Genomic DNA, 23,563 nt, shown 5'->3' with positions numbered 1-23,563 from the left:
GTCGCGCTGTGTTCAGGCGCGCTTGCGCAGTTTGCGGCGCTCGCGCTCCGACAGTCCGCCCCAAATCCCGAATCGCTCGTCGTTGGCGAGCGCGTACTGCAGGCACTGCGTCCGGACCTCGCAGGATCCGCAGATCTTCTTCGCATCGCGGGTCGAGCCGCCCTTTTCAGGGAAGAACGCCTCCGGATCGGTCTGGGCGCAGAGCGAATCCGTCTGCCACGCCAGGGGATTGTCATCTCTCGTTTCCTTGCGCACTCCGGGCACTCCCAAGCGGACTGGATCGACAAACCAGTCCTCAGGAACCCCGGCACGATACCCAGATATTGACATATCGTCTCCCACCCCTTGTGCGACGCGCATTCATTGCGTGTCTTGAACTAATTACATCGGTGTAGTTCCCCCTGCGTCAAGTCGCAAAGACTAAACCCTCGATATTGGCTCCAGGGTTTCGACTCGCCCAAGGATCGGAAACATGTCACCCGTTCGGGGCGGAAACGGCCCGGTGGGATTCCCAGGCGCTCCGCACCATGTCGTCCAGGCTGTGGCGCATGCTCCAGGAGAGGTCCCGCGCCGCGAGTTCGCCGGACGCGACGATGCGATCGGGGTCGCCCGGACGACGCGGCTCATGCGCCGGCGCGAAGTCGATTCCGGTGACGGCGGCCACCGTCGCCATGATTTCCCCGACCGAGACGCCCTCCCCACTGCCGAGGTTGTACACGGGCTCGATCGGCTCACCGGCATCCAGTCGACCGGCCGCGGCAACGTGGGAGATCGCCAGGTCGGACACGTGGATGTAGTCGCGCACGCAGGTTCCGTCCGGCGTCGCATAGTCGTCGCCGAAGATCCGCGGGGTGCGTCCGGCGGCGAGCGCCTCGAAGACGAGGGGGAAGAGATTGTGCGGGCTGGTGTCGCGCAAGTCGGTCGCGCCGGAACCGACAACGTTGAAGTAGCGCAGGGACGTGTGGCGGAGGCCGGTCGCCACCGCCTGGTCGCGCAGCAGCCATTCGCCGACGAGCTTGGACTCCCCGTAGGGCGATTCGGGGTTCTTGGGAGTGTCCTCGGTGACGAGGTCGGTGCGCGGGGTGCCGTAGACGGCGGCGCTGGAGGAGAAGACGATCCGGTCGACCCCGGCCTCCTGCATGGCGGCCAGCAGGGTCACCGTTGCGGTGACGTTCTGCTCGTAGGTGTGCAGGGGGCGCTGCACGGACACACCGGCGTACTTGTAGCCGGCGACGTGCACGACGCCGCTCAGGTCGTGTTCGGCGAAGGTGCGGCGCAGGAGCTCGGCGTCCAGGATGCTGCCGCGAACGAACGGCACGCCCTCCGGGACGAACTCGGCGTGGCCGCTGGAGAGGTCGTCGATCACGACGACCTCGATGCCCTCGGCGAGGAACGCGCGAACAACATGGGCGCCGATGTAACCGGCTCCCCCGGTGACTAACCAAGCCATGTGGGCCCCTCACTGCTCCGGCGGCAACCGCGTGCTGCCACCGGGAACAGCCTAACCGGAGGGTATGGACTGCCCCGGGGATGTCCCCGTTCGAGTTCGGGGTCATCTGCGAGGTCTTCGGAATCGACCGGAGCGAGCACGGCGGCCCGGTCTTCGATTTCCACGTCACCGCCGCGGAGCCGGGCCCGATCCGCACGAAGCTCGGCTTCGACATCCTGGTGCACGAGGATCTCTCCGCGGCCGCCGACGCCGACCTGATCGCGATCCCCGCCTACGAGGCCGGCGCCCCGATCCACCCGGAGATCCTGCGGGTCGTGCGGGATGCGGAGGCACGCGGCGCCTGGGTGCTCAGCGTCTGCAGCGGGGCGTTCGTGCTCGCCGAGGCGGGCATCCTGAACGGGCGACGCAGCACAACGCACTGGATGTACGCGGCGGACCTCGCCCGGGCCTACCCGGAGACCGACGTGGACCCCGATGTGCTGTTCGTCGAGGACTGCCGGGTCGTGACCGGGGCAGGCACCGCCGCCGGGATCGACGCCGCGCTGCACATAGTGCGCAAGGAACTCGGCGCGGCCGCGGCGAACATCATCGCGCGCCGCATGGTCGTCGCTCCCCAGCGCGACGGCGGGCAGTCGCAATTCATCACGTCGCCCGTGGTGGAGAGCCGGAGCGATTCCTTCGCCGTCGTCACCGAGTGGATGATGCAGAACCTCGACCGGGAACTCACGGTGGAGCAGCTCGCACGGAAGTCGTTGATGTCGCCCCGCACCTTTGCGCGCCGCTTCCGCGCGGACCTCGGCACGACGCCGACCGCCTGGCTCAACCGCCAGCGGCTGCTCCGGGCCCAGCAACTGCTCGAGGAGACCGAGTGGAGCCTGGAGGCCATCGCCGGCGACACCGGCTTCGGCGCGGCGGCCGTCATACGCCACCACTTCCTCAAGGTGCTGCAGACCACCCCGACGGCCTACCGCCGCACCTTCGGCAGCCGCAGCGCCCGTGCCGGGAACTGAGTTGCGGACAACGCACCTTCGTTCGGCCAGGGAAGGTACTTTGTCCGCATCTCAGCGACGTCCGGCCAGGCAGTGGCGCCTGGCGAGGGCGCGGCGCGTGACGAGGGACTAGGGCGTGTTGGTGGTGGCGAGGAAGACCTCGCCGGCGCCGGCGAAGGTGATGGTGCCCTCGTCGGGGGTGACAAAGACCGCGTCGCCACGCTTGACGCGTGCGGATGACGCGGCGCCGGCCACGAGGAACCCGCCCGCCGTGCAGATGGCGATCGCCGGCCCGGCCAGGGTGACCTGCCGCATGGGCACATCCCCCGGGCCGGCGGCATCCGCGTCAACCCGCACGAGCCGGAAGTCCGGCACGTCGGGACGGTACACGGACACCCCGGGGCCATCGGCGGACGGGGGCAGATACGGCACCGGGAGCGGGGTGAAGTCGAGCACGTCGAGCAGCTCGTCGATGTCGATGTGCTTGGGAGTCAGCCCCCCGCGGAGCACGTTGTCCGAGGCTGCCATCACCTCGACCCCGAGCCCGGAGAGATAGGCGTGGATGTTGCCGGCCGGCAGGTAGAGCACCTCGCCTCGGCGCAGGGTCACGTGGTTGAGCAGCAGGGAGAGCACAATGCCCGGGTCGCCCGGGTAGGCCTCGGCCAGGTCCCGCACGCAGGCCAGTTCCGCCGCGAAGCCGATCACGGCCCCGCCCTCGGCCAGGTACGCGGCCTGCCGGGCCAGTGCGACCACGCGCTCGACGAGCCAGGCGACCTCGCCGGTGTCGCCGCCGCGCCCGTCGCGCAGCAACCAGTCGACGACGTCGTGGAGCGCGTCCGGCCCGAGGAGCCGGCTCTCGAACGCGTCGAGCGCTCCGGCCTGCGGCTCGTCGCTCGCGGCGTCCAGGGCTCGGAGCTCCGCCAGGATCCGCCGGATTTCGCCCAGGTCGCGGAATCCGCAGAGCGCGTCGAAGGTCTCGCTGAGCGTGTAGATGAGTTCGGGCTTGTGGAACGGGTCGCGGTAGTTCCGTCCGGCCGCGTCGACCGGGATGCCGGCCTCGTTCTCCAGGGCGAACCCGGCGCGGGCTTGCTCCGGCGAGGGGTGCGCCTGCAGGGACAGGGGGCTGCCGGCCGCCAGGATCTTCATCAGGAACGGCAGCCGGGGCGGTGTGGAGGAACCCGCCAGCCGGACGCCGAGCGCCCGCTCCGGTGACGCGGCTATCCACTCGGCCAGGTTCGTTGCCCCGCCCGCGACGCCCGGGTCGACAATGGTCGACGGCGAGCCGGCGTGCGCGCCGAGCCACAACTCGGCCTCCGGCTTGCCGGAGCGCTCACGCCCGAGCAGGGTCGCAATGGCGGTCGTGGAACCCCATGCGTAATCCCGCGGTGTGTTGGAAATTCCCACAAACATGGCTGGCTCCTGCCTGGCTCCGTCGACCCAAACTACCAAGCATGCCGCGGCGAGGCCGCATCCGCCTGAGCCGGCGCCACTACCCTTAGTCACATGCCCCCCGTCCGCAGCCGTTTCGTCGTCCGCACCTTTGCGACGTTCGTGCTGTTCACGCTTGTCGCCGGACAGTTCTGGCGCAACCTGCTCGACTGGTGGGGGTGGGGCGCGATCGCGCTGGTGCTCCTCGTCGGCAGCATCGTCGGCCTGGTCAGGCTGAGGCCCGACTGGATGTGGCGCGCCTTCCCGAAATCCCTGGTCGCCTTCCTCGGGCTCGCGACCCTCTCGCTGGCCTGGTCCTTCTATCCCGGGGCGAGCGCGATCGGCATCGCCCTGCAGTGGGCGACCACGCTGCCCGCGGTCTTCCTGGCGCTGGCGCTGACCTGGGCCGAACTCCTGCGCGCGTTCTCGGTCGCCCTGCGCTGGGTGCTGGGCCTCTCCCTGCTTTTCGAGCTCTGGGTCGGAATATTCGTGCGCCACGCGGTGCTGCCGTTCTGGGTCGACTACGGCACCGACACGGTGCCGCAGGCGTTCTACTGGTCCCGCGGCCTGCTGCTTCAGGGCGGACCGATCGAAGGCATCGTGGCCAGCCGCAACCTGCTCGGCTTCCTCGCCCTCCTCGCCGTCATCGTCTTCGCGGTGCAGCTGGCCGCCGGCACGGTGCGGCGCGGCTGGGGGATCGCCTGGCTGTCCCTCGCCGTGCTGATGCTCGTACTCACCCGTTCGGCGACCGTCACCCTGGCCGCCGCCGCGGTGGGTCTGACCCTGGTGTTCGCCCTGTGGGCGCGCCGGGCGGGTGCCGACGGACGCCGGCCGGTCTACCTGACGGCCGGGGCATCCGTTCTCGCCGCCGCAGGGGCCCTGATCGCGTTCACCCCGCAGCTTCTCGGCCTGTTCGGCAAGAGCCCCGACCTGACCGGCCGATTCGACATCTGGGCGAGCGTGACCGGGCTGGCCGCCCAGCGCCCGGTGCAGGGCTGGGGCTGGGTGAGCTACTGGGCGCCGTGGGTGGAGCCCTTCGACGGGCTCGCCGTGCGGAAGGGAGTCGTCTACCTGCAGGCGCACAACGCGTGGCTCGACGTCTGGCTGCAGCTGGGCATCATCGGTCTCATCGTGTTCTCCGCGCTCGTGCTGTCCACGCTCTGGCGGTCCTGGTTCCTCGCGGTCGACCGCCCGCGCCATGGCCTGGCCGACAAGTCCCCCTACACGGCGTCCGCGCTGCTGCCGCTGCTGCTGCTGGCCGCACTGCTGGCCCAGAGCGTGGCCGAGAGCCGGATGCTCGTCGAATTCGGCTGGGTCATCCTCTGCGTGCTTGCCCTGATGACGAAACGTCAGCAGGCCTCCGCCGCACCGATGCCGTAGACGGTAGCGTGGAATCGTCATGATCCCCCGTGCGCACAATTCCGCCGTCCCGTCGGCTCTGGCACGCATCCTCGCTTCGCCCCGGTTCGCGACCTCGCTCACCCACGTGGCCCTGGGCGTGGCCTTTTCGATCTCGCTTCTGAAGAGCGTGATGGGCTGGGCGGGGCTCGCCGCCGTGCTGGTCGGCCTCGTGGCCCTGGCCGCGTTCTCGCTCTACGCCCGCCGCGCGAGCATCGAATGGCACGGGCTGCTGCCGATCTCGATCCTCGTCTTCCTGGGCTGGTCCACCCTCACCCTGGTCTGGAGCGGCTACACCGTGGCCACCCTCACCGGGGTCGGCTACCAACTGACCTTCGCGTTCCTGGCCGTGTACATCGCCCTGGCCCGGGACACCATTCAGATTGTGCGCGCCACCGGCGACGTGCTCCGCGTTCTGCTGGGGGTCTCCCTCGCACTCGAGGTGGTCTCCGGCCTGCTGCTCGACCTGCCGATCGCCTTCCTCGGAATCCAGGGGAACCTGGCCCGGTTGGGGCCGATCCAGGGCATCTTCGGTTCGCGGAACGTGCTCGGGCTGGTCGCGCTCCTCGCGTTCATCACCTTCGCCGTCGAACTTCGGTCGCGGTCACTGCGCCGGGGCCCGGCGATCGGGTCGCTCGTGCTGGCCGGGCTGTGCATCCTTCTCGCCGGTTCCCCGGTGATCATGCTCGTCGCCCTGTTCGTCGGCGTCGCCGCCCTCGCCCTGTACTGGCTGCGGCGCACGCCTGCCGAAGGACGATGGATGCTGCAGCTCGGCCTCCTGGGCGCGACCGTGATCGCCCTGATCGGCGCGTGGATTGCCCGCGGCCGGCTCATCGAACTGCTCAACGCCGGCAGCGAATTCGAGGTGCGCTACACGCTGTGGCGCGAAATGTGGCGCCTGATCGCCCTGCATCCCCTCGAAGGCTGGGGCTGGGCCGGGTACTGGCCGAACAACGTCACCCCGTACGGCTGGCTCGACTTCGTCACCGGCCGCGACCAGTCATCCGGTCTCAACGCGTTCCTCGACGTCTATTTCCAGGCCGGCCTGGTCGGCTTCCTCGCCTTCGTCGCCCTGGTCGGGCTCGCCTTCGTGCGTTCCTGGCTGCTCGCCTCGAACAAGCGCACCTTCGTGCACGTCTGGCCCGCGCTGACCCTCGTCGCCCTGCTGGTCGCGTCGGCCGCGGAGAGCACCATCCTGGTCGAGTTCGGCTGGCTGCTCCTCGTCGTCTGCGCGATGAAGGCATCGCAGGGCATGAGCTGGCGGAGCGCCCTGGCGCGGCATCCGCGGCGGTTCGAGGACTAGCGTGAATCGTCGTCTGCTGAGGTTCACCGGCGGCTACGGCATCTCGGTCCTGCTGAGCGGTGTGATCAGCATCGCCGTCATCCCGGCCGTGATCATCTTCGCCGGCAAGGACGCCTGGGCCACGATCGCCGTCGCGCAGGCCGTGGCGGGGTTCGCGTTCGTCATCGCCGTGTTCGGCTGGGGTGTCACCGGTCCGACGACGGTGGCCACGCTGGACGACGGGGAGCGCGGGCGCTTCTACCTCGATTCGCTGATGAGCCGCCTCTGGCTCTGCGTGCCGATCCTGCCGGTGGCGATCGTGATTGCGATTCCGCTCTCGCGCGGCGACGGGATGCTCGCGGCCGTCACGGTCGCCACCGGCGTGCTGGCCGCCCTCGGCGGCGGCTGGTTCTACGTCGGGGAGTCCAGCCCCATCCGTTTCCTCCTGCTCGACACGCTCCCCCGCAACGTGGGGACGGTTCTCGGCGCGCTGATCCTGATGGCGACCGGGAACCCGCTGTGGTTCGTCGCCTTGCAGGGTCTCGGCGTCGTCGTCGCGACGGTGGTCACCACCCGGGACATCCTGCGTCGGTACCCCGGCTGGACGCTCTTCCTCTCGCCCCGGCCCGCCGTGGGTAACCTGCGCGGGCACTCGGCATCCGTCACGATGTCCGTCACGTCGTCGCTGTACGTGAACGTTCCGGTCATCCTGGTCGGCATTTTCATCCCACAGGCGACCGCCGCCTACGCCCTCGCCGAGCGGATCGTGCGGCTCGCGCTGTACTCGACGCGGCCGATCGTGCAGGTGGCGCAGGGTTACGTCCCGTCCCGCAGCCTGGACGTCCAGGTCTTCCGGGCCCGGAGGGTGCTCTGGATCGCGCTGCTGCTGGGCGGGGTCGGCGCGCTGGGCTACACGCTGCTCGGCCCCTGGGCCGGCTCCATCCTCTCGGGCGGGACCCTGACCATCCCGTTCAGCCTGGCGCTGGCGATGGGGATCAACCTCGGCGCCCTTCTGGCCTCCCAGCTGACCGGATTCGCCTGCATGAACGCCTTCGGGCTGACCAAGGCGCTGGCCGTCAGCACGATTGTCGGCGCGGTCGTGGGAAGCGCGCTGATGATTCCGTTGACGCTCTGGTTCGGGGTCTCCGGGCTCGCGTTCGGGCTCGCCGCCGCGGAAGTGAGCGTCCTGGCCGTGCAACTCGTCGTGCTGCGTCCGTTCCTGCGTGTCCCCCGCGCCTGATCGGGCGGCGGGGCAGGCGCGGGCGACGCCCGCAGGAGGCATCCCGGCGCCGGACGGTAGGGTCGTAGGTGGACGTGACGTCCGGCGCAGCTGAACGGAGTACGAACGATTGACTGACTGGACAACGATTCAGAACGTGGTTTTCCCGCTGGAGAACGACCCGGATGTGCTGTCGCTGTATCTTGACGCCGGCACCTGGGCCCGATTCGGCGACACCGAGACCCGGGTGAGCGACAACGCGCACATCGATGACCTGATCTCGAGGGAGAGCATCCGGATCGGCGCAACCGCGCGCGTCTCCTTCGCCAGCTACTTCAACGCATTCCCCGCGTCCTACTGGCAGCACTGGACCACGGTGCGCTCGATCCGCCTGAACCTGCAGACGGAGGGCGCCGGGACGCTGATGATCTACCGCTCGACCGCGCACGGCATCGCCCAGCGCGTCGAGTCGCACGCCCTGGCCGGAACGATGAGCACCAGCGTCGACCTCCCCGTCGTCACCTTCGGCGACGGCGGCTGGTACTGGTTCGACATCGTCGCCGGGACCGAACCGCTCGTGCTCCGCGGCGGCAGCTGGGCCACCCCCGACGAGCCCGCCCGGACGGGCAAGGTCTGCCTCGGGATCACCACCTTCAACAAGCCCGACTACTGCGTCGAAACGCTGGACGCCCTCGCCGGCAGCGGCGCGCTGCTGGGCGAGATCGACCGGGTCTTTCTCGTCGACCAGGGCAACGACAAGGTCAAGGCGCAGGGCGCCTACCCGGCCGTCGCGGCCAGGCTCGGCGACCAGCTCCAGGTCATCGAGCAGCCCAACCTCGGCGGCTCGGGGGGCTTCGCCCGCTCAATGGCGGAAACACTCGACCGACCAGAGAGCGACTTCGTGCTGCTGCTTGACGACGACGTCAAGGTCGAGCCCGAAAGCATCTTCCGCGCGCTGCAATTCGGCCGGTTCAGCCGGCGCCCCGTACTCGTCGGCGGGCACATGTTCGACCTGCTCGACCGCCCGGTGCTGCACGCCTTCGCCGAGACCGTCGACCTCAAGCCGTTCGTCTGGCACTCCGAACCGCACGACAAGGTTCCCCACGACTTCCGGTTCAGCAACCTGCGCCAGACCCGCTGGATGCACGCCCGCATGGACGCGGACTACAACGGCTGGTGGTTCTGCCTCATCCCGACCGAGACGCTCCGATCCGTCGGCCTGTCCCTCCCCGCCTTCATCAAGTGGGACGACGCGGAGTACTGCCTCCGCGCCGGCGCGGCCGGATTCGCGACCGTCAGCCTGCCCGGCGCCGCGCTCTGGCATGTGTCCTGGCTGGACAAGGACGACTCCATCGACTGGCAGGCGTATTTCCACGCCCGCAACCGGTTCGTGGCCGCGCTGTTGCACTCGCCGTTCAAGGGCGGCGGGGATCTCCTGCGCGACAGCCGCATCTGGGACATCAAGCACCTGCTGTCGATGCAGTACTACCCGGTTGCCCTGCGCCAGCAGGCCCTGCGCGACGTGCTGAGCGGCCCCGCGCACATGCACGCGACGCTGCCGACCAAGCTCGCGGAGCTCCGGGCCCAGGCCGCGGACTTCCGCGAGAAGCGCGTGCTGAAATCGGATGCCGAAACCCCCGTGACCAATGAAGGCAAACGGGTGTACCCGATCCCGGCCGGCACCCAGCAGGCCAGGGGACCTCGCGGACTGGCGCTGATCCTCTTCACCGCGCAGATGGTGGCCCGGCACTGGCTGGTCAAACCGGCCGCGGCCAATGTCGAGCGCCCGCAGGTGGAGCTGTCCAAGCGCGACGGCGTCTGGTTCCGGCTGCCGTATTTCGACAGCGCTCTCGTCTCGACCGCCGACGGCGCCGGGAAGACCTGGTATTCCCGGGACCGCCGCCAGTTCCGGCGGATGCTGCGCGAGAGCTGGCGCCTGCACCGGGAGATCGGTCGCCGCTGGCCCGAACTCGCCCGCCAGTACCGGGACGCGCTGCCCGAGATCACCTCGGTCAAGGAGTGGGACAAGACGCTCGGCCGCTGAGCCGCCGCTGAGCCGCCGCTGAGCCGGCGCGAGAGTCGCCGATTGTGCCGAGAGTCCCCGCTGCAACGGCGACACTGGGCAGAAACGGCGAGCCTCGGCGCAACCTTCGCCGAGATTGACACCTCCGGTCGAGTTTGCCCGGCGCACCAGGCCAACTCGACCGGAACAGTCAACGTCGGCGCACAGGCCGGTCCCACCGGCCGCCGCCGCCGCGGTCGCCCGCCGCGAGAGTCGCCGAGAGTGCCGAGAGTCCCCGCCGCACCGGCGACACTGGGCAGAAACGGCGAGTCTCGGCGCTGGGGTGCACGGCTGGCGCCGCGCGGGGGCTAGTGCTGGAGGAGAGCGGCGATCACACGGGTGGCGGCGTGGCCGTCGCCGTAGGGCGCGGCATCCGTGGCGGCCGGCCAGGGCCGGGTGACCCCGGCGGCGATCTGCTCGCGCGAGGTTGCCAGCACGTTCCAGCCGAGGTCGATCGTCTCGACCCACTCGGTCTCCGTGCGCACGGTCGTGCACGGCACGCGCAGCAGGAACGCTTCCTTCTGCAGGCCGCCCGAGTCGGTCACCACGCCCGCGCTGGCCATGACGGCCGCAATGAGTTCCGAGTAGCCGAGCGGCTGATGCGGGATGAGCGTGCCCGTGGCCAGGTCGATGCCGAACTCCGCCGCCTTGGCGATCAGGCGCGGGTGGGCGAGCAGCACGACCGGGCGGTCGAGGGAGGACAGGCTGTCGACGATCTCGGCCAGGCGGGCGGGGTCATCCGTGTTGTCGGCCCGGTGGAGCGTCGCGAGGTAGAAGCCGCCGTGCTCGAGGGAGAGGGACTCGAGCAGCTGGGAGGGCCGGCCCGCGGCGGCGTCGCGAACCTGGTAGAGCACGTCGGCCATGACGTCTCCGACGACGATGGAGCGGTCGGCGAGCCCCTCCGCGGTGAGGTGCGCGAGCGCCACCTCGGTGGGCGGGAGCAGCAGGTCGGCGGCGTGGTCGGTGAGCACCCGGTTGTGTTCCTCCGGCATCCGCCGGTTGAAGGAACGCAGCCCGGCCTCCAGGTGCGCGACCTTGTAGTGCAGCTTCACGGCGCTCAGCGCGGCGGCGACGGTGGAGTTCGTGTCCCCGTAGACGAGGACCCAGTCGGGGTTGTGCTCGGTGAGCACGGCGTCGAGGGCACCGAGCATCGCTCCGGTCTGCACGCCGTGGCTGCCGGAGCCGACGCCGAGGTGCACGGTCGGCGCGGGGATGCTGAGTTCCTCGAAGAAGACATCGGAGAGCAGCGGGTCGTAGTGCTGACCGGTGTGCACGATGATGTGCTCCACCCCGGCCTCTGCCGCCGCCCGGGCGATCGGGGCAAGCTTGACGAATTGCGGTCTGGCACCTACGACACTCAGTAACTTCACACGGGCAATCCTAGGCGAGCGTGCCTGAGCGGCGTCTTCAGGCGCCCGTCGAGAGGAAGTGGGCGGCCAGGATGCGCGCGGAATAGCGGCCGTCGTGCACCTCGCCGACGAAGCGGGGACCCGCCTCGGCGACCTGCCGGTAGTGGCCGGGATCGGCCACGACCCGGCGGATGGCCTCGGCCAGTTCGGCGGCGGTCGCCTGGACGATCGGCAGGGCCAGGCCCGTGGCCGCCTCCACCTCCGCGCGCACCTGCTCCGAGACATCCGAGACCACGAGCCGCCCGGATGCCAGCGCCTCGCACGCCGCCACCCCATAGCTGCCGATCCGGAACTGGTCGACCACGATGTCCGCCGAACCGTACAGTTCGGGCATGTCTCCCGAGGGGACGCCCTCGACCCGGCGGTAGTCGATCAGGCCGTCGTCATGCAGCGCCGTCAGAATCGGGTCGACGAGGTCGGTGCCCTTGATGATCGCCTTGCTCGGAATGTGGACGACAACCGGGCGCGGGCCCGTCAGTGCCGGATTGGAGCGCTTCCACCGCTCGAGGTCGACGACGACCGGGAGCCAGAGGCCCTGCGCGACATCGAGCAGGAGGTCGGGAGTGGAGACGAAGACGGGGAGCCCGCACCGGTCGAGCACCCGCCGGTTCTCCCGGGCGCGCCGTTCCAGCTCGGGCGTCTGCGCGAGCAGGCCGTCGCGGTAGGGAGAGAACGGATTCGTCCGGGCGTGGCGGCTGGGCAGCCGGATGTCGGTTCCGTGGCAGACGAAGGCGGCCCGGACCCCGCTCCGCGCCAGGGCCGCCACCTCGCGCTCGACCGAGCCGAGGAAGGTGCCGAAGAGCGGGCGCTCGGCCTCGATCAGCACGTGGGTGAAGCCCCGGCTGACCGCCCGGAGCTGGCGCCGCTGCCAGGATCCGGAGTACAGGTACACGTCTTTGTCGACCGGGTAGTCGGCCCGGAAGCCGAACGCGCCGGCGCCCTGGAAGCCCATGCTCACCGCCCCGGCGCCGGGCACATGCCGGGAGACCGCGCGGGCCCACTGGCCGCCCTGGCCGGCGAAATTGGCCGGGGCAACGTACAAGCGGATGTCCGTGTCGGGTGCCTGCGCCGGGCCGGGGATGCGGGCGCCGCCGCCCAGGACGGCCCGGTCGAGCCCCCGGAGCACCCGATCCGGCGCCCGGGACAGGAGACCGTCCGCGACCGCGTTGAGCCGGTCCGGCCAGGAGTGCCGCGAGCGCCAGATGCCCTGCAGCACCCGGCGCACGGCGTTGGTCAGGGGTTTCGGCACACCTTGAAGCTAGCAGCATCGGCAAACCGGAAGACGGTCATTCCCGCTGAGCAAACTAGGATGAGTCGGATGCGCTCACTGCCGCAAGTCCAGCGCTCACTGCCGCAAGTCCAGGGAGGACCGCCCCCGCAATGACCTTGTACACAATTGTCCGAAACCTGCTCAACGCGCTTCCCGCCGGTTCGAAACGCTTCATCGTGCGGTACACCGGCGCGACGATGGCCCTCTCGGTGCTCGACATCGTCTCCCTCGGCCTCCTCGCCGTCGTGCTCCCCGGGATGATCTCGAACAAGCCCACGACGATCCCGGTGCTCGGCGTCACCATCTCGGAGGTCGGCCAGTACACGGTCATCCTCGCGATCATCGCCGGCGCCATCGTGCTGAAGTCCCTGCTGAACATGCTCGTCGTGCGGATCGGCACTCGGCGCTTCGCGAACCACGAGGTCGCCATCGGCGACAAGCTGTTCGCCGCGTACATGAGCACGCCGTGGGTCGAGCGGCTCCGGATGAACTCGGCCGACATCGTGCGTTCGGTCGACGCCGGGGTCAACACGACCGTCTACGGTGTGCTCATCCCGGCGAGCAGCCTGGCCGGCGAGATCGTGTCCACGGCCGCGGTGCTGCTGGTGCTGACCATCGCCCAGCCGTCGACGGCCGCGCTCACGATCGTCTACCTCGGCCTGATCGCCCTGTTCCTCTCCCGGGTGATCACCCGGAAGGCCGTGCTTCACGGACGGCGCAACCGCGAGTACTCGTTCTACACCTCCCGCCTGATCACCGAAGCGGTCGCAACGCTCAAGGAGATCACGCTCCGCGGCGCCACGGCCGGCATCGGCCAGGCCGTCCACGGCAACCGGCTGGAGGCCTCGCGGTCGCGTGCCACCCTGTCCTTCCTGAGCGTGGTCCCGCGTTACATCCTCGAATCGGCACTGATCGTCGGCTTCATCCTCGTCGGCGGCATGGGCTGGATCACCGGCGGCCAGACCGGCGCAGTCAGCGCGATCGCCCTGTTCGCGGTTGCCGGTTTCCGAATCGTCCCCTCGCTCACCCGGTTCCAGTCGATCCTGTCCCAGATGCACTCGAACGCGTCGTTCGCCGAACTGGTGCTGGACGAGATCGCCAAGGCGGAACAGCGCAAGATCGAGATCACCCCGGACGACACCGCCGTCCTCCCCCCGGCGTCGGAGCGCGACATCACGCTGAACGAGGTGAGCTTCAGCTTCCCCGATGCGGATTCCCCCGCCCTGGACCGGGTGAGCATGAACATCCCGGCCGGATCCCATGTCGCCATCGTCGGCGCTTCCGGCGCGGGAAAGTCGACGCTGGTCGACATCCTGCTCGGCCTGTTGATCCCGACGTCGGGCACCATCACGGTCGGTCAGCAGCCGCTCACCTCGGTACTCAACGCCTGGCGCGCCTCGATCGGCTACGTGCCGCAGGAGGTTGCCCTCTTCGACGCGTCGATCGCCCAGAACGTGGCCCTCAGCTGGGACCCGGCGCACGTCGAGCCCGCGCGCGTGGTGACCGCCCTGGACCGCGCCCAGCTCAGTTCCATGGTCGACGCCAGGGACGGCGGAGTCGAAGCCCCCATCGGCGAGCGCGGCATGGCCCTCTCCGGCGGCCAGCGGCAGCGGCTCGGCATCGCCAGGGCCCTCTACCCCGACCCCGGCGTGCTGGTCATGGATGAGGCCACCAGCGCCCTCGACACCGCCACCGAGGCCGCCGTCACCCAGGCGATCAAGGCCCTCGTCGGACACCTCACCGTGATCACCGTCGCCCACCGGCTGGCGACGATCCGGCACGCCGACATCGTCTTCTTCTTCAAGGACGGCCGGCTCGAGGCCAGCGGCACCTTCCAGGAAGTCGTCAACGCCGTTCCCGACTTCGCCGCGCAGGCCGCCCTGGCCGGACTCTCCCAGGAGGCCCAGTCGTGAAGAAGGACCTGACGGTCACCCACCTCTTCGATGCGGCCGATCTCGGCAAGCTGCTCGCGGCGAAGGGACGGGAGCAGGGTCTCGACTGGCGCTACCGCAACGTGCGCGACCTGAGCCACGATTCGAACCCCGTGCGCAAGTACGCCGGCGCCCTGGCCTGGCATGCGGGCCGGATCATCGACCTGCTCCCCTCCGACCTGATCCACCTGCACTACGGCAGGCGCACCTCGTACCTGCAGCTGTGGCCTCGTCGGCCGTACGTGCTGCACTTCCACGGCACCGACATCCGTCACCATTTCCACCAGCCCTACGCGCACGACGTGATGCTGAGCGCCTCCGCCACCGCGCAGGCCGTGCTCTACTCGACGCCGGACCTCAGGGAACACGCCATCCAGGCGCGCGCGGATGCCGTCTACTTCCCGATCCCGGTTGACGTCCCGGCGCTGCCCGCCTGGCGTCCGGCCGAAACGCCGACAATCGTGTTCGCCTCCCGCTGGGACGGCTCCAAGAACGCCGACTTCCAGCTCGACATCGCCCGCGGCCTCGTCGCGCGGGCGGGCGGCGCGGTTCGCGTGCAGGGGCTGGACTGGGGAGACTCCGCCGGCGCCGCACGCGAGGCCGGGGTGGAAATCATGCCCCGGATGCCCAAGCCCGAGTACCTCCGCTGGCTTGCCGGCGCGCATGTGGTCGCCGGCCAGGCCGCGGGCGTCGTGGCAACCAGCGAACTCGAGGCCATCGGCATCGGGGTGCCCGTCGTCATGCCGCTGCACCCGGCCTACGACACCACCACCCCCGTGATCACGGCGGAAACCTCCGAGGAGCTCGTTACCGCGGCCCTGGCCGCGCTCGAGCAGCCCCAGGATGCCTCGCGGTCCCTCGGCGGGCCGGCCTGGATGCTGGGCACCCACGACGCTTCGATGCTCGCCGCCCGGCTGGCGGACATGTACCGCGGCCTGCCGCTGTGACCCGATCGGCGGGCGACCAGGTGCAACACGCGAACGGACAGGACAGATGACCAAGCAGGACGCGCCTCACCTTCTCTACGTCGCCTGGGGATACCCCCCCTGCCGCGGCGGAGGGGTCTACCGTGCCCTCGCGACGGCGAACGCCTTCGCGGAGAAGGGCTGGCGGGTCACCGTGCTGACGGCCAACCGCGAGACCTTCACGATGGGCACCGGGATCGACAGCACGCTGGAGGCGCAGATCCACCCGTCGATCACCGTCGTGCGCGTGCCGTTCACCAGCGGCGCCTACCAGACCGACATCCGCACCTGGTCCTTCTGGAGGGCCCACGCCCCGGAGCTGTGGAACGGGTACCGCGCACGCAAGGACATCCGCTCGTTCCCCGAGGGGACCTACGGAGGCTGGCGCACTCCCCTCGAGGAGGCGGCCGTGCGCATCCACCGGGCCAACCCGGTCAGCCTCACCATCGGCACGGCCAACCCGCACGTCGACTTCACCCCCGGCCTCCGGCTGCACAAGGACTTCGGTGTTCCGTACGTCATGGACTACCGCGACGCCTGGCAGCTCGACGTGTTCTCCGGCCGGCGACTGACCCCTCCCGGGAGCCCGCAGGACACCTGGGAGACCGAACTGGTCGAGAGCGCCAGGGAGGTCTGGTTCGTCAACGAACCCATCCGCGCCTGGCACGCGAAGATCTACCCGGCGCACGCCGAAAAGATGCATGTCGTGGCCAACGGGTACGACGCCGACATGGCGAAGTTCTCCGACCAGCCCCGCCCCGGCCGGGAGCAGGGGCTCGTGCTCGGCTACATCGGCACGATCTCCGCCCACGTGCCCATGCGGGAGCTCTTCGACGGCTGGGCCCTGGCCCGGAGCCGGTCCCCGCTGCTGGCCTCCTCCCGGATCGACATCTACGGCTACCTCGACCACTCCGGGATCCCGAACGATCGAATCCTCGCCCTCCTCTCCGAGTTCCGCGAGCAGGGCATCCGGTACCTGGGCCCGGTCGGCAAGTCCGAGATCGCGGACACCTACCATTCCTTCGACGCCCTCCTGCTCGTGCTCGGCACCGGCAAGTACGTGACGAGCGGGAAGGTCTTCGAGTACTGCGCCACCGGCCTTCCGGTCGCGTCCATCCACGACCCGGGCAATGCCGCCACCCAGATCCTCGAGGACTCCGCGGCCTGGATCGCGACACCGGATCTCAGCGCCGAGGCGATCGCGGCCACGGTCGTCGCCCTGGCCGAACGCGCCGTGAACCAGACGAGCGGCGAACGCCACGCCGTGCAGGACTGGGCCGCGCAGTACGAACGGTCCAACCAGCTGCTGCCCCGCATCCGGGCCCTCGGCGCCCCGCATGACACCACCGCGTCCGAAAGTGAGGCCCCGCGATGAACCGCGTCGTACTCGTGAGCCCCTCCGGTTCGATCTTCAAGAGCCTGGCCGAACTGGGCCTCGACGACCTGCCCGCCGATGCGCGACCCGAACTCACGGTGCTCTGCTGGGAGCCGGGAGCCGGCGAGGCGCCCAGCATCGCCGTGGGCCATGACGATTCGGGCACCCTCTCCGGGCGGCTCCGCCTTAGCGTGCAGCGCGCCCTGTCCGGGTCGGCGGCCGGCCGCAACCTCTTCCGGCTCACCCCGTGGGACGGCGGCAGCCGCATGTGGCGTGCGGTGCGACGGAGCCCCGCGGCCCGCCAGGCGCTGCGGGAGGCCGGGCTGATCGTCGCCGTCGAACGCGACTCGATCCTCACCGCCTGGAAGAGCGTGCACTCCTCCCTCGCGCGGGACGCGGCCGCCGTGTACGGTTTGCCCTCCGCGCGCACCGTGCTCAAGGATTCCCGCCCGCATGGCTAGCCCGGGCGTGCCGGCACACGCGCAGCAGACCCTGCTGGTGCTGCCCGCTTTCAATGAAGAGGGTTCGGTCGGGGAGGTGCTGCGCGAGATCGCGGAGGTGCTTCCCGGCATCCGCTGCCTCGTCGTCAACGACGGTTCGACCGACGCCACCCGACAGCGCGCCCTCGACGCGGGCGCGACGGTTCTCGACCTGCCCTTCAACCTGGGCGTCGGAGGCGCGATGCGCGCCGGGTTCAAGTTCGCTGTCGCCCACGGATACCGCAACGTCGTTCAAATCGACGCCGACGGCCAGCACGACCCGCGCAATGTGCTCTCCCTGATCGACAAGCTCGACTCCAACGACATCGTGATCGGCGCCCGTTTCGCGGGCACCGGGGACTACGACGCCCGCGGCCCCCGGCTCTGGGCGATGATCGTGCTGGCCAGGATCATCAGCCGGATCAGCCGGGTTCCGCTCACCGACGTGACCAGCGGCTTCAAGGCCAACGGCCCGCGCGCCGTCGCGCTGTTCGCCGAGCACTTCCCGGCCGAGTACCTCGGTGACACGCTCGAGGCCCTGGTGATCGCCGCCGGCGCCAAACTGCGGATCAGCCAGGTTCCCGTCTCCATGCGCCCGCGCCAGGCCGGCAATCCCTCGCACCATCCGTTCAAGGCGGCCGTCTACCTGGGGCGAGCGTGCATCGCGCTCCTCTTCGCGTTGATGCGCCCGCATGTGAAGGTCCCGCCGGAGGTCACCACGTGAGCACAGCAACCTACATCCTGGGGATCGTCTCTGCCCTGATCGCCCTGTTCACCGTCGTGGAGCTGCTCCGCCGGCGGCGCCTGCGCGAGCGCCACGCGGTGTGGTGGTTCGTCGCGGCGCTCCTCGCCCTGGTCCTCGGCATCTTCCCGGCCACCCTCACCGCCCTGGCCGACCTGCTCGGGGTCGAGGTGCCGACCAACCTGGTGTTCTTCGTGAGCATCGTGATTCTCTTCCTGGTGAGCCTGCAGCACAGCTCCGAACTGACCGGGCTGGAAGACAAGACCCGGGTGCTGGCAGAAGAGTCCGCGCTGCAAAAGGTAAGGTTGGAGCGGCTCGAAGGCCTCCAGGAACGACCTTCCAGCGATTTTCGCCCCGAGCCGTGACGCCCGGCGCCTCAAAAAAACCAGTGAACGGTGCCGCGAAAGCGCCGTGAAAGGATTCCTCTCCGTGACTACCATTGCCGCAACCGCTGATGTCGCCGACAACGCCGTCCTCGGCGAGGACTGCAAGGTCTGGCACCTGGCCCAGGTGCGCGAAGACGTTCGGATGGGCGACAACTGCATCGTCGGACGCGGCGCCTACATCGGCACCGGCGTGACCATGGGCGACAACTGCAAGGTGCAGAACTACGCGCTGGTGTACGAGCCCGCGACCCTGGCCGACGGCGTGTTCATCGGCCCGGCCGTCGTGCTCACCAACGACACCTACCCGCGGGCGATCAGCCCCGACGGGTCGCTCAAGAGCGCCCACGACTGGACCCCGGTCGGGGTCACCATCGAGGAGGGGGCCTCGATCGGCGCCCGCGCGGTCTGTGTGGCCCCGGTCACCATCGGCCGCTGGGCCACCGTCGCCGCCGGCGCGGTCGTCACCAGGGACGTCCCGGCGTTCGCGCTGGTCGCCGGCGTCCCGGCGCGGCGCATCCGCTGGGTCGGCAAGGCGGGGGTTCCCCTCGTCCAGGACGCCGACGCGTGGGTCTGCCCGGAGACCGGCACCCGCTACATCGAAGAGAACAACGCATTGCGAGAGGCACAGTCATGACCGAATTCATCCCGGCCGCACGCCCGATCATCGGCGACGAAGAGCGCGCCGCGGTCGACGCCGTGCTCCTGTCCGGCATGCTCGCCCAGGGCACCGAGGTAGCCGAATTCGAACGCGAGTTCTCTGACGTGCTCCTCGACGGCCGCGCCGCGGTCGCCGTGAACTCCGGCACCTCCGGACTGCACCTCGGCCTCCTCGCCGCCGGCGTCGGCCCCGGCGACGAGGTCATCGTGCCCTCCTTCACGTTCGCGGCCACCGCCAACTCGGTCGCCCTGACCGGTGCCACCCCCGTTTTCGCCGACATCGAACCCGATCACTTCTGCCTGGACCCGAAGGACGTGGCGCGGAAGATCACCCCGCGCACCGTCGGCATCATGCCGGTGCACCTGTACGGGCACCCGGCCGACGTCGCCGCCCTCGGCGACCTCGCCACCGAACACGGCCTCGGCCTGTTCGAAGACGCCGCGCAGGCGCACGGCGCCGCCGTCGACGGCCGGAAGGTCGGCACCTTCGGGACGTTCGGGATGTTCAGCCTCTACCCGACGAAGAACATGACCAGCGGCGAGGGCGGCATGGTCTCGACCGGCGACCCCGAGGTCGAACGGCGCCTGCGGCTGCTCCGCAACCAGGGCATGGAGAAGCAGTACGAGAACGAACTCGTCGGCTTCAACGCGCGGATGACGAACATCCACGCCGCCATCGGCCGCGTGCAGCTGCGCAAGGTGCTCGGCTGGACCGCGACCCGGCAGCGGAACGCCGCGTTCCTCGACGCGAACCTCGAGGGTGTGAAGACTCCCCTCGTCGGGCCCGGCATCACGCACGTCTACCACCAGTACACGATCCGGGTCACCGACGACCGTGACGGATTCGCCGCCGCGCTGCGCGAGGAATTCAACATCGGATCCGGGGTGTACTACCCGATCCCGAACCACCGCCTGCCCTCGTTCAACCTCGTCTGCGATCTGCCCGAGACCGAGCGGGCCTCCCGCGAGGTGCTCTCCCTGCCGGTGCATCCGTCGCTGTCCGAAGACGACCTGGAGCGCATCGTCACCGCCGTCAACTCACTTGCGAAGGCAGGATCATAATGGCCAACCTCCGCATCGGACTCATCGGCCTCGGCATGATGGGCCGCCACCACGCCCGCGTCATCCGGGAGCTCGACGGCGTCGACCTGGTCGCCATCGCCGACCCCCAGGGTGACCCGCACGGCGTCGGCGGCAGCCTCGCCGTGCTGCCCACGGTCACCGAACTCATCGCCGCGGGCATCGACGCCGCGGTCGTGGCCGTGCCGACCGGCTACCACGAAGCCGTCGCGCTCGAACTGGCGGACGCCGGGGTGCACACCCTGGTCGAGAAGCCGATCGCGAGCACCGGCGACGCCGGGGAACGCATCGCCGCCGCGTTCGAGCAGCGCGGGCTGGTCGGTGCCGTCGGCCACATCGAGCGCTTCAACCCCGCCCTGCAGGACCTGCGCCGCCGCCTGGCCGCCGGCGAGCTCGGTGACATCTACCAGATCGCCACCCGCAGGCAGGGCCCCTTTCCGGCCCGCATCGCCGACGTGGGCGTGGTCAAGGACCTCGGCACGCACGATATCGACCTGACCGCCTGGCTCGCGCAGTCGCCGTACCGCAGTGTGTCCGCCCACACCACGACGCGCAGCGGCCGCCCGCACGAGGACATGGTGTCCGCGATCGGTCAGCTCGCCAACGGCATCATCACCAACCACATCGTCAACTGGCTCTCTCCGCTCAAGGAGCGAGTCACCGTGGTCACGGGCGAGCGCGGATCGTTCGTCGCCGACACCCTCAGCGCCGACCTCACGTTCTTCGCGAACGGCACCATCAACACCGAGTGGGAGTCCGTCGCGGCGTTCCGCGGCGTCACGGAGGGGTCGATGACCCGCTTCGCCCTGACCAAGAGGGAGCCGCTCCGCTCCGAACACGAGGCGTTCCGCGACGCGATCCTCGGCATCTCCCAGAACATCGTCACCATGCGCGAGGGTCTTGCGACGCTGCGCGTGGCCGAAGCGGTCGTCGAGTCGGCGATCACGGGAGAAACTCGTCTGCTGACGGACTGAGCCATGGCGAAACCTACACGTGTGGTCATCGCCACGCGGCTGTTCCCGCCGGAGGTCAGTGCGGGCGCATTCCGCCTGAACGAACTTGCCTCGGGATTCCTTCGCCGCTCCTGCCGGGTGCGCGTCATCACGACGACCCCGCCGGCCACGGCCCCGACCGCGGCCGCTGACCGCGACGACCTCGAACTGTCGCGCTTCCCCGTGCTGCGCGACGCCGGCGGCAACGTGCGCGGGTACCTGCAGTACCTGAGCTTCGACATCCCGCTCGTGCTGCGGTTGCTCGTGTCCCGGTACGACATCGCCGTGTCGGAGGCGCCCCCGACAACGGGAGCGGTCGTGTCCGTGATCAGCAGGCTCAAGCGCCGCCCGTACGCGTACTACGCGGCGGACATCTGGACCGATGGCCTGACCGCGCTCAAGTCGCCGCGACTGGTGATTTCGCTCATGCGCGCCTTCGAGGGCCATGTGATGCGCCACGCCTCCACGGTGCTGTCGATCTCCGACGAGGTCACCGTGCGGATCCGCGAGTTCGGCGTCGACGCCGCGAAGATCGCCACCGTCGGCAATGGCGTCGACACCACGGTCTTCACCCCCGACGGACCCGTCGCCGAGAGCACACACCCCTACCTGATCTACACCGGCACGATGTCGGAATGGCAGGGCGCGGACATCTTCGTGCGCGCGATGCCGCGGGTGCTCGCGCGGTTCCCGGACGCTCAGCTGCGCTTCTTCGGCCAGGGCGCATCCGAGGCCGAGCTGCGCCGGCGAGCCGCCGAACTCGCGCCGGGAAGCGTGTTCTTCGGCGGTGTGATTGCGCCGAGCGAGGCGGCCACCTGGCTCCGCGGGGCCGCCGCGGCCCTGGTGAGCATCGCCCCGGGCCTGGGTTATGACTTCGCCCGGCCCACCAAGACGTACGCCGCGGCCGCCTGCGGCACCGCCGTCGTCTTCGCCGGCGTGGGCAGCGGCGCCGCCCTGGTGCGCGACAACGGGCTGGGCGAACACGCCGAGTTCACGGTCGACGCCGTCGGCGACGCGATGATCCGCGCCCTCGAAGCGCACCAGTCCGGGGAAGCCGCCCGCCTGCGCGCGCACCGCGTGGCCTGGACCGAACAGAACGCCTCCCTCCGCGCCGTCGGCAACCTGGCCGCCGAAGCCGTGCTCACCGGGGGCGGGCTGTCGTGACCATTCAGGCATTCCCCACGCGCCCGCCACGTATCCTGTAATGTCCCCCGATCCATGGAGAGTCTTGTGAATACCGACCTCGTCGTCGTCGGGTCCGGCTTCTTCGGCCTCACCATCGCCGAACGCTGTGCCCGCGAATTCGGCCTGAACGTCACCGTCATCGACCGGCGCAGCCACATCGGCGGCAATGCGTACAGCGAGAACGAGCCCCAGACCGGCATCGAGGTGCACCGCTACGGCTCGCACCTCTTCCACACCTCCAACGAGCGGGTGTGGGAGTACGTGAACCGGTTCACCGCCTTCACGAACTACCAGCACAAGGTGTACACGAGCCACAAGGGCGAGGTGTACCCGATGCCGATCAACCTCGGCACGATCAACCAGTTCTTCCGCTCGTCCTACGGCCCGGACGAGGCGCGCGCGCTCATCCGGGAGCAGTCGGCCGAGTTCGCCGGCACCAACCCGGAGAACCTCAACGACAAGGGCATCTCACTGATCGGGCGTCCCCTCTACGAGGCGTTCATCAAAAACTACACGGCGAAGCAGTGGCAGACCGACCCCAAGGACCTGCCGGCCGAGATCATCTCCCGGCTGCCGGTGCGCTACACCTACGACAACCGCTACTTCAACGACACGCACGAAGGCCTCCCGGTCGACGGCTACACCGCCTGGCTCGAGCGGATGGCCGACCACCCGAAGATCGATGTGAGGCTCGACACGGACTTCTTCGACGACTCGCAGGAGTTCAGCAAGAACAACGTCGCCGGCCAGGTTCCCGTCGTCTACACCGGCCCGATCGACCGTTACTTCGACTTCTCCGAGGGCGAGCTGTCCTGGCGCACCCTCGACTTCGAAGAGGAGGTGCTGCCGACCGGAGACTTCCAGGGCACCAGCGTGATGAACTACCCCGACCTCGATGTGCCGTACACGCGCATCCACGAGTTCCGGCACTTCCACCCCGAACGCGACTACCCGCGCGACGCGACCGTGATCATGCGCGAGTTCTCTCGTTTCGCCCAGAGCGGCGACGAGCCGTACTACCCGATCAACACCGTCGAGGACCGCGAGCGGCTCCTGGCCTACCGCCCCGCGATCAAGGCCGAGAAGGATGTGCTCTTCGGCGGCCGCCTGGGTACCTACAAGTACCTCGACATGCACATGGCCATCGGGTCGGCCCTGACGATGTTCGAGAACAAGCTTCGCCCGCATTTCGCGGGAACGGCGGCGCTGCAGTCCGGTTCGGCCGGCGACGACGAGTGACCCGGCGCGGCCGGAGGCGTGACTC

Annotated in this window: 21 protein-coding genes; 16 read left to right on the top strand and 5 right to left on the bottom strand. The window is 69.6% G+C overall.

What is annotated here, in order from left to right; all coding sequences use genetic code 11:
* Nucleotides 1–12: 12 nt before the first annotated feature.
* Together E3T54_RS14890 and galE are read right to left on the bottom strand one after the other, a co-directional pair.
* The gene (locus E3T54_RS14890; protein WP_134476553.1) at nt 13–330 is read right to left on the bottom strand and encodes a WhiB family transcriptional regulator; all 318 of its coding nucleotides are present in this window, start codon (nt 328–330) and stop codon (nt 13–15) included.
* 145 nt (nt 331–475) lie between these two features.
* Nucleotides 476–1,450 (bottom strand): UDP-glucose 4-epimerase GalE, encoded by a 975-nt coding sequence (gene galE / locus E3T54_RS14885; RefSeq protein WP_134476368.1) that lies wholly within the window; start codon nt 1,448–1,450, stop codon nt 476–478.
* 80 nt (nt 1,451–1,530) lie between these two features.
* Between galE and E3T54_RS14880 the strand changes: the two genes are divergently transcribed.
* A complete protein-coding gene (locus E3T54_RS14880; RefSeq protein WP_134476367.1) occupies nt 1,531–2,460 on the top strand; it encodes a GlxA family transcriptional regulator in 930 nt (309 codons plus the stop codon).
* A gap of 108 nt (nt 2,461–2,568) precedes the next feature.
* Here E3T54_RS14880 and manA read toward each other — a convergent pair whose 3' ends face one another.
* The gene (gene manA / locus E3T54_RS14875; RefSeq protein WP_134476366.1) at nt 2,569–3,849 is read right to left on the bottom strand and encodes a mannose-6-phosphate isomerase, class I; all 1,281 of its coding nucleotides are present in this window, start codon (nt 3,847–3,849) and stop codon (nt 2,569–2,571) included.
* Between the two features lie 93 nt (nt 3,850–3,942).
* On the opposite strand from manA, the gene E3T54_RS14870 reads away from it, so the two are divergent.
* The 4 genes from E3T54_RS14870 to E3T54_RS14855 all read left to right on the top strand — a co-directional run bounded on the left by E3T54_RS14870 (nt 3,943) and on the right by E3T54_RS14855 (nt 9,810).
* Nucleotides 3,943–5,247, top strand: a complete 1,305-nt coding sequence (locus E3T54_RS14870; RefSeq protein ID WP_134476365.1) for an O-antigen ligase — start codon at nt 3,943–3,945, stop codon at nt 5,245–5,247.
* Between the two features lie 19 nt (nt 5,248–5,266).
* Entirely contained in the window at nt 5,267–6,568 is a 1,302-nt protein-coding gene (locus E3T54_RS14865) for an O-antigen ligase (protein WP_134476364.1), read from the top strand.
* 1 nt (nt 6,569) lies between these two features.
* On the top strand, nt 6,570–7,787 hold the full coding sequence (locus E3T54_RS14860; protein ID WP_134476363.1) for a lipopolysaccharide biosynthesis protein: 1,218 nt from the start codon (nt 6,570–6,572) through the stop codon (nt 7,785–7,787).
* 109 nt (nt 7,788–7,896) lie between these two features.
* The gene (locus E3T54_RS14855) at nt 7,897–9,810 is read left to right on the top strand and encodes a glycosyltransferase (protein WP_134476362.1); all 1,914 of its coding nucleotides are present in this window, start codon (nt 7,897–7,899) and stop codon (nt 9,808–9,810) included.
* 326 nt (nt 9,811–10,136) lie between these two features.
* On the opposite strand, the gene wecB is transcribed toward E3T54_RS14855, so the two are convergent.
* Together wecB and E3T54_RS17445 are read right to left on the bottom strand one after the other, a co-directional pair.
* Nucleotides 10,137–11,198 carry a non-hydrolyzing UDP-N-acetylglucosamine 2-epimerase gene (gene wecB, locus E3T54_RS14850; protein WP_134476361.1) on the bottom strand — a complete coding sequence of 354 codons (1,062 nt, stop codon included), beginning with the start codon at nt 11,196–11,198 and terminating at the stop codon, nt 10,137–10,139.
* 37 nt (nt 11,199–11,235) lie between these two features.
* Nucleotides 11,236–12,486: a glycosyltransferase gene (locus tag E3T54_RS17445; RefSeq protein WP_092323106.1), complete on the bottom strand. Its 1,251-nt coding sequence runs from the start codon at nt 12,484–12,486 to the stop codon at nt 11,236–11,238.
* 131 nt (nt 12,487–12,617) lie between these two features.
* Here E3T54_RS17445 and E3T54_RS14840 point away from each other — a divergent pair, with 131 nt between their 5' ends.
* The 11 genes from E3T54_RS14840 (at nt 12,618) to glf (ending at nt 23,538) form a co-directional block, all read left to right on the top strand.
* Nucleotides 12,618–14,420 carry an ABC transporter ATP-binding protein gene (locus E3T54_RS14840; protein WP_134476360.1) on the top strand — a complete coding sequence of 601 codons (1,803 nt, stop codon included), beginning with the start codon at nt 12,618–12,620 and terminating at the stop codon, nt 14,418–14,420.
* A complete protein-coding gene (locus E3T54_RS14835) occupies nt 14,417–15,385 on the top strand; it encodes a hypothetical protein (protein ID WP_134476359.1) in 969 nt (322 codons plus the stop codon). Before E3T54_RS14840 ends, E3T54_RS14835 begins: the two co-directional genes overlap by 4 nt.
* A 46-nt stretch (nt 15,386–15,431) precedes the next feature.
* Nucleotides 15,432–16,778: a glycosyl transferase gene (locus E3T54_RS14830; RefSeq protein WP_134476358.1), complete on the top strand. Its 1,347-nt coding sequence runs from the start codon at nt 15,432–15,434 to the stop codon at nt 16,776–16,778.
* Nucleotides 16,775–17,239 (top strand): hypothetical protein, encoded by a 465-nt coding sequence (locus E3T54_RS14825; RefSeq protein ID WP_134476357.1) that lies wholly within the window; start codon nt 16,775–16,777, stop codon nt 17,237–17,239. Before E3T54_RS14830 ends, E3T54_RS14825 begins: the two co-directional genes overlap by 4 nt.
* Complete coding sequence (locus E3T54_RS14820) at nt 17,232–17,981, top strand: glycosyltransferase family 2 protein (protein ID WP_134476356.1); 750 nt, start codon at nt 17,232–17,234, stop codon at nt 17,979–17,981. The genes E3T54_RS14825 and E3T54_RS14820 overlap by 8 nt, the downstream gene beginning before the upstream one ends.
* Nucleotides 17,978–18,364 (top strand): DUF2304 domain-containing protein, encoded by a 387-nt coding sequence (locus tag E3T54_RS14815; protein WP_134476355.1) that lies wholly within the window; start codon nt 17,978–17,980, stop codon nt 18,362–18,364. Before E3T54_RS14820 ends, E3T54_RS14815 begins: the two co-directional genes overlap by 4 nt.
* A gap of 64 nt (nt 18,365–18,428) precedes the next feature.
* Entirely contained in the window at nt 18,429–19,019 is a 591-nt protein-coding gene (locus E3T54_RS14810) for an acyltransferase (protein ID WP_134476354.1), read from the top strand.
* On the top strand, nt 19,016–20,104 hold the full coding sequence (locus E3T54_RS14805) for a DegT/DnrJ/EryC1/StrS aminotransferase family protein (RefSeq protein ID WP_134476353.1): 1,089 nt from the start codon (nt 19,016–19,018) through the stop codon (nt 20,102–20,104). The genes E3T54_RS14810 and E3T54_RS14805 overlap by 4 nt, the downstream gene beginning before the upstream one ends.
* Nucleotides 20,104–21,096, top strand: coding sequence for a Gfo/Idh/MocA family protein (locus tag E3T54_RS14800; RefSeq protein ID WP_134476352.1), 993 nt, complete (start codon nt 20,104–20,106; stop codon nt 21,094–21,096). The genes E3T54_RS14805 and E3T54_RS14800 overlap by 1 nt, the downstream gene beginning before the upstream one ends.
* Before the next feature lie 3 nt (nt 21,097–21,099).
* The gene (locus E3T54_RS14795; RefSeq protein ID WP_134476351.1) at nt 21,100–22,278 is read left to right on the top strand and encodes a glycosyltransferase family 4 protein; all 1,179 of its coding nucleotides are present in this window, start codon (nt 21,100–21,102) and stop codon (nt 22,276–22,278) included.
* Nucleotides 22,279–22,344: 66 nt separating this feature from the next.
* The gene (gene glf / locus E3T54_RS14790) at nt 22,345–23,538 is read left to right on the top strand and encodes a UDP-galactopyranose mutase (protein WP_134476350.1); all 1,194 of its coding nucleotides are present in this window, start codon (nt 22,345–22,347) and stop codon (nt 23,536–23,538) included.
* Nucleotides 23,539–23,563: the final 25 nt, after the last annotated feature.

Source organism: Cryobacterium sp. Sr8 (genome assembly GCF_004403225.1).
GTDB lineage: Bacteria > Actinomycetota > Actinomycetes > Actinomycetales > Microbacteriaceae > Cryobacterium > Cryobacterium psychrotolerans.
This window is presented reverse-complemented; position numbering and strand designations above follow the sequence as displayed.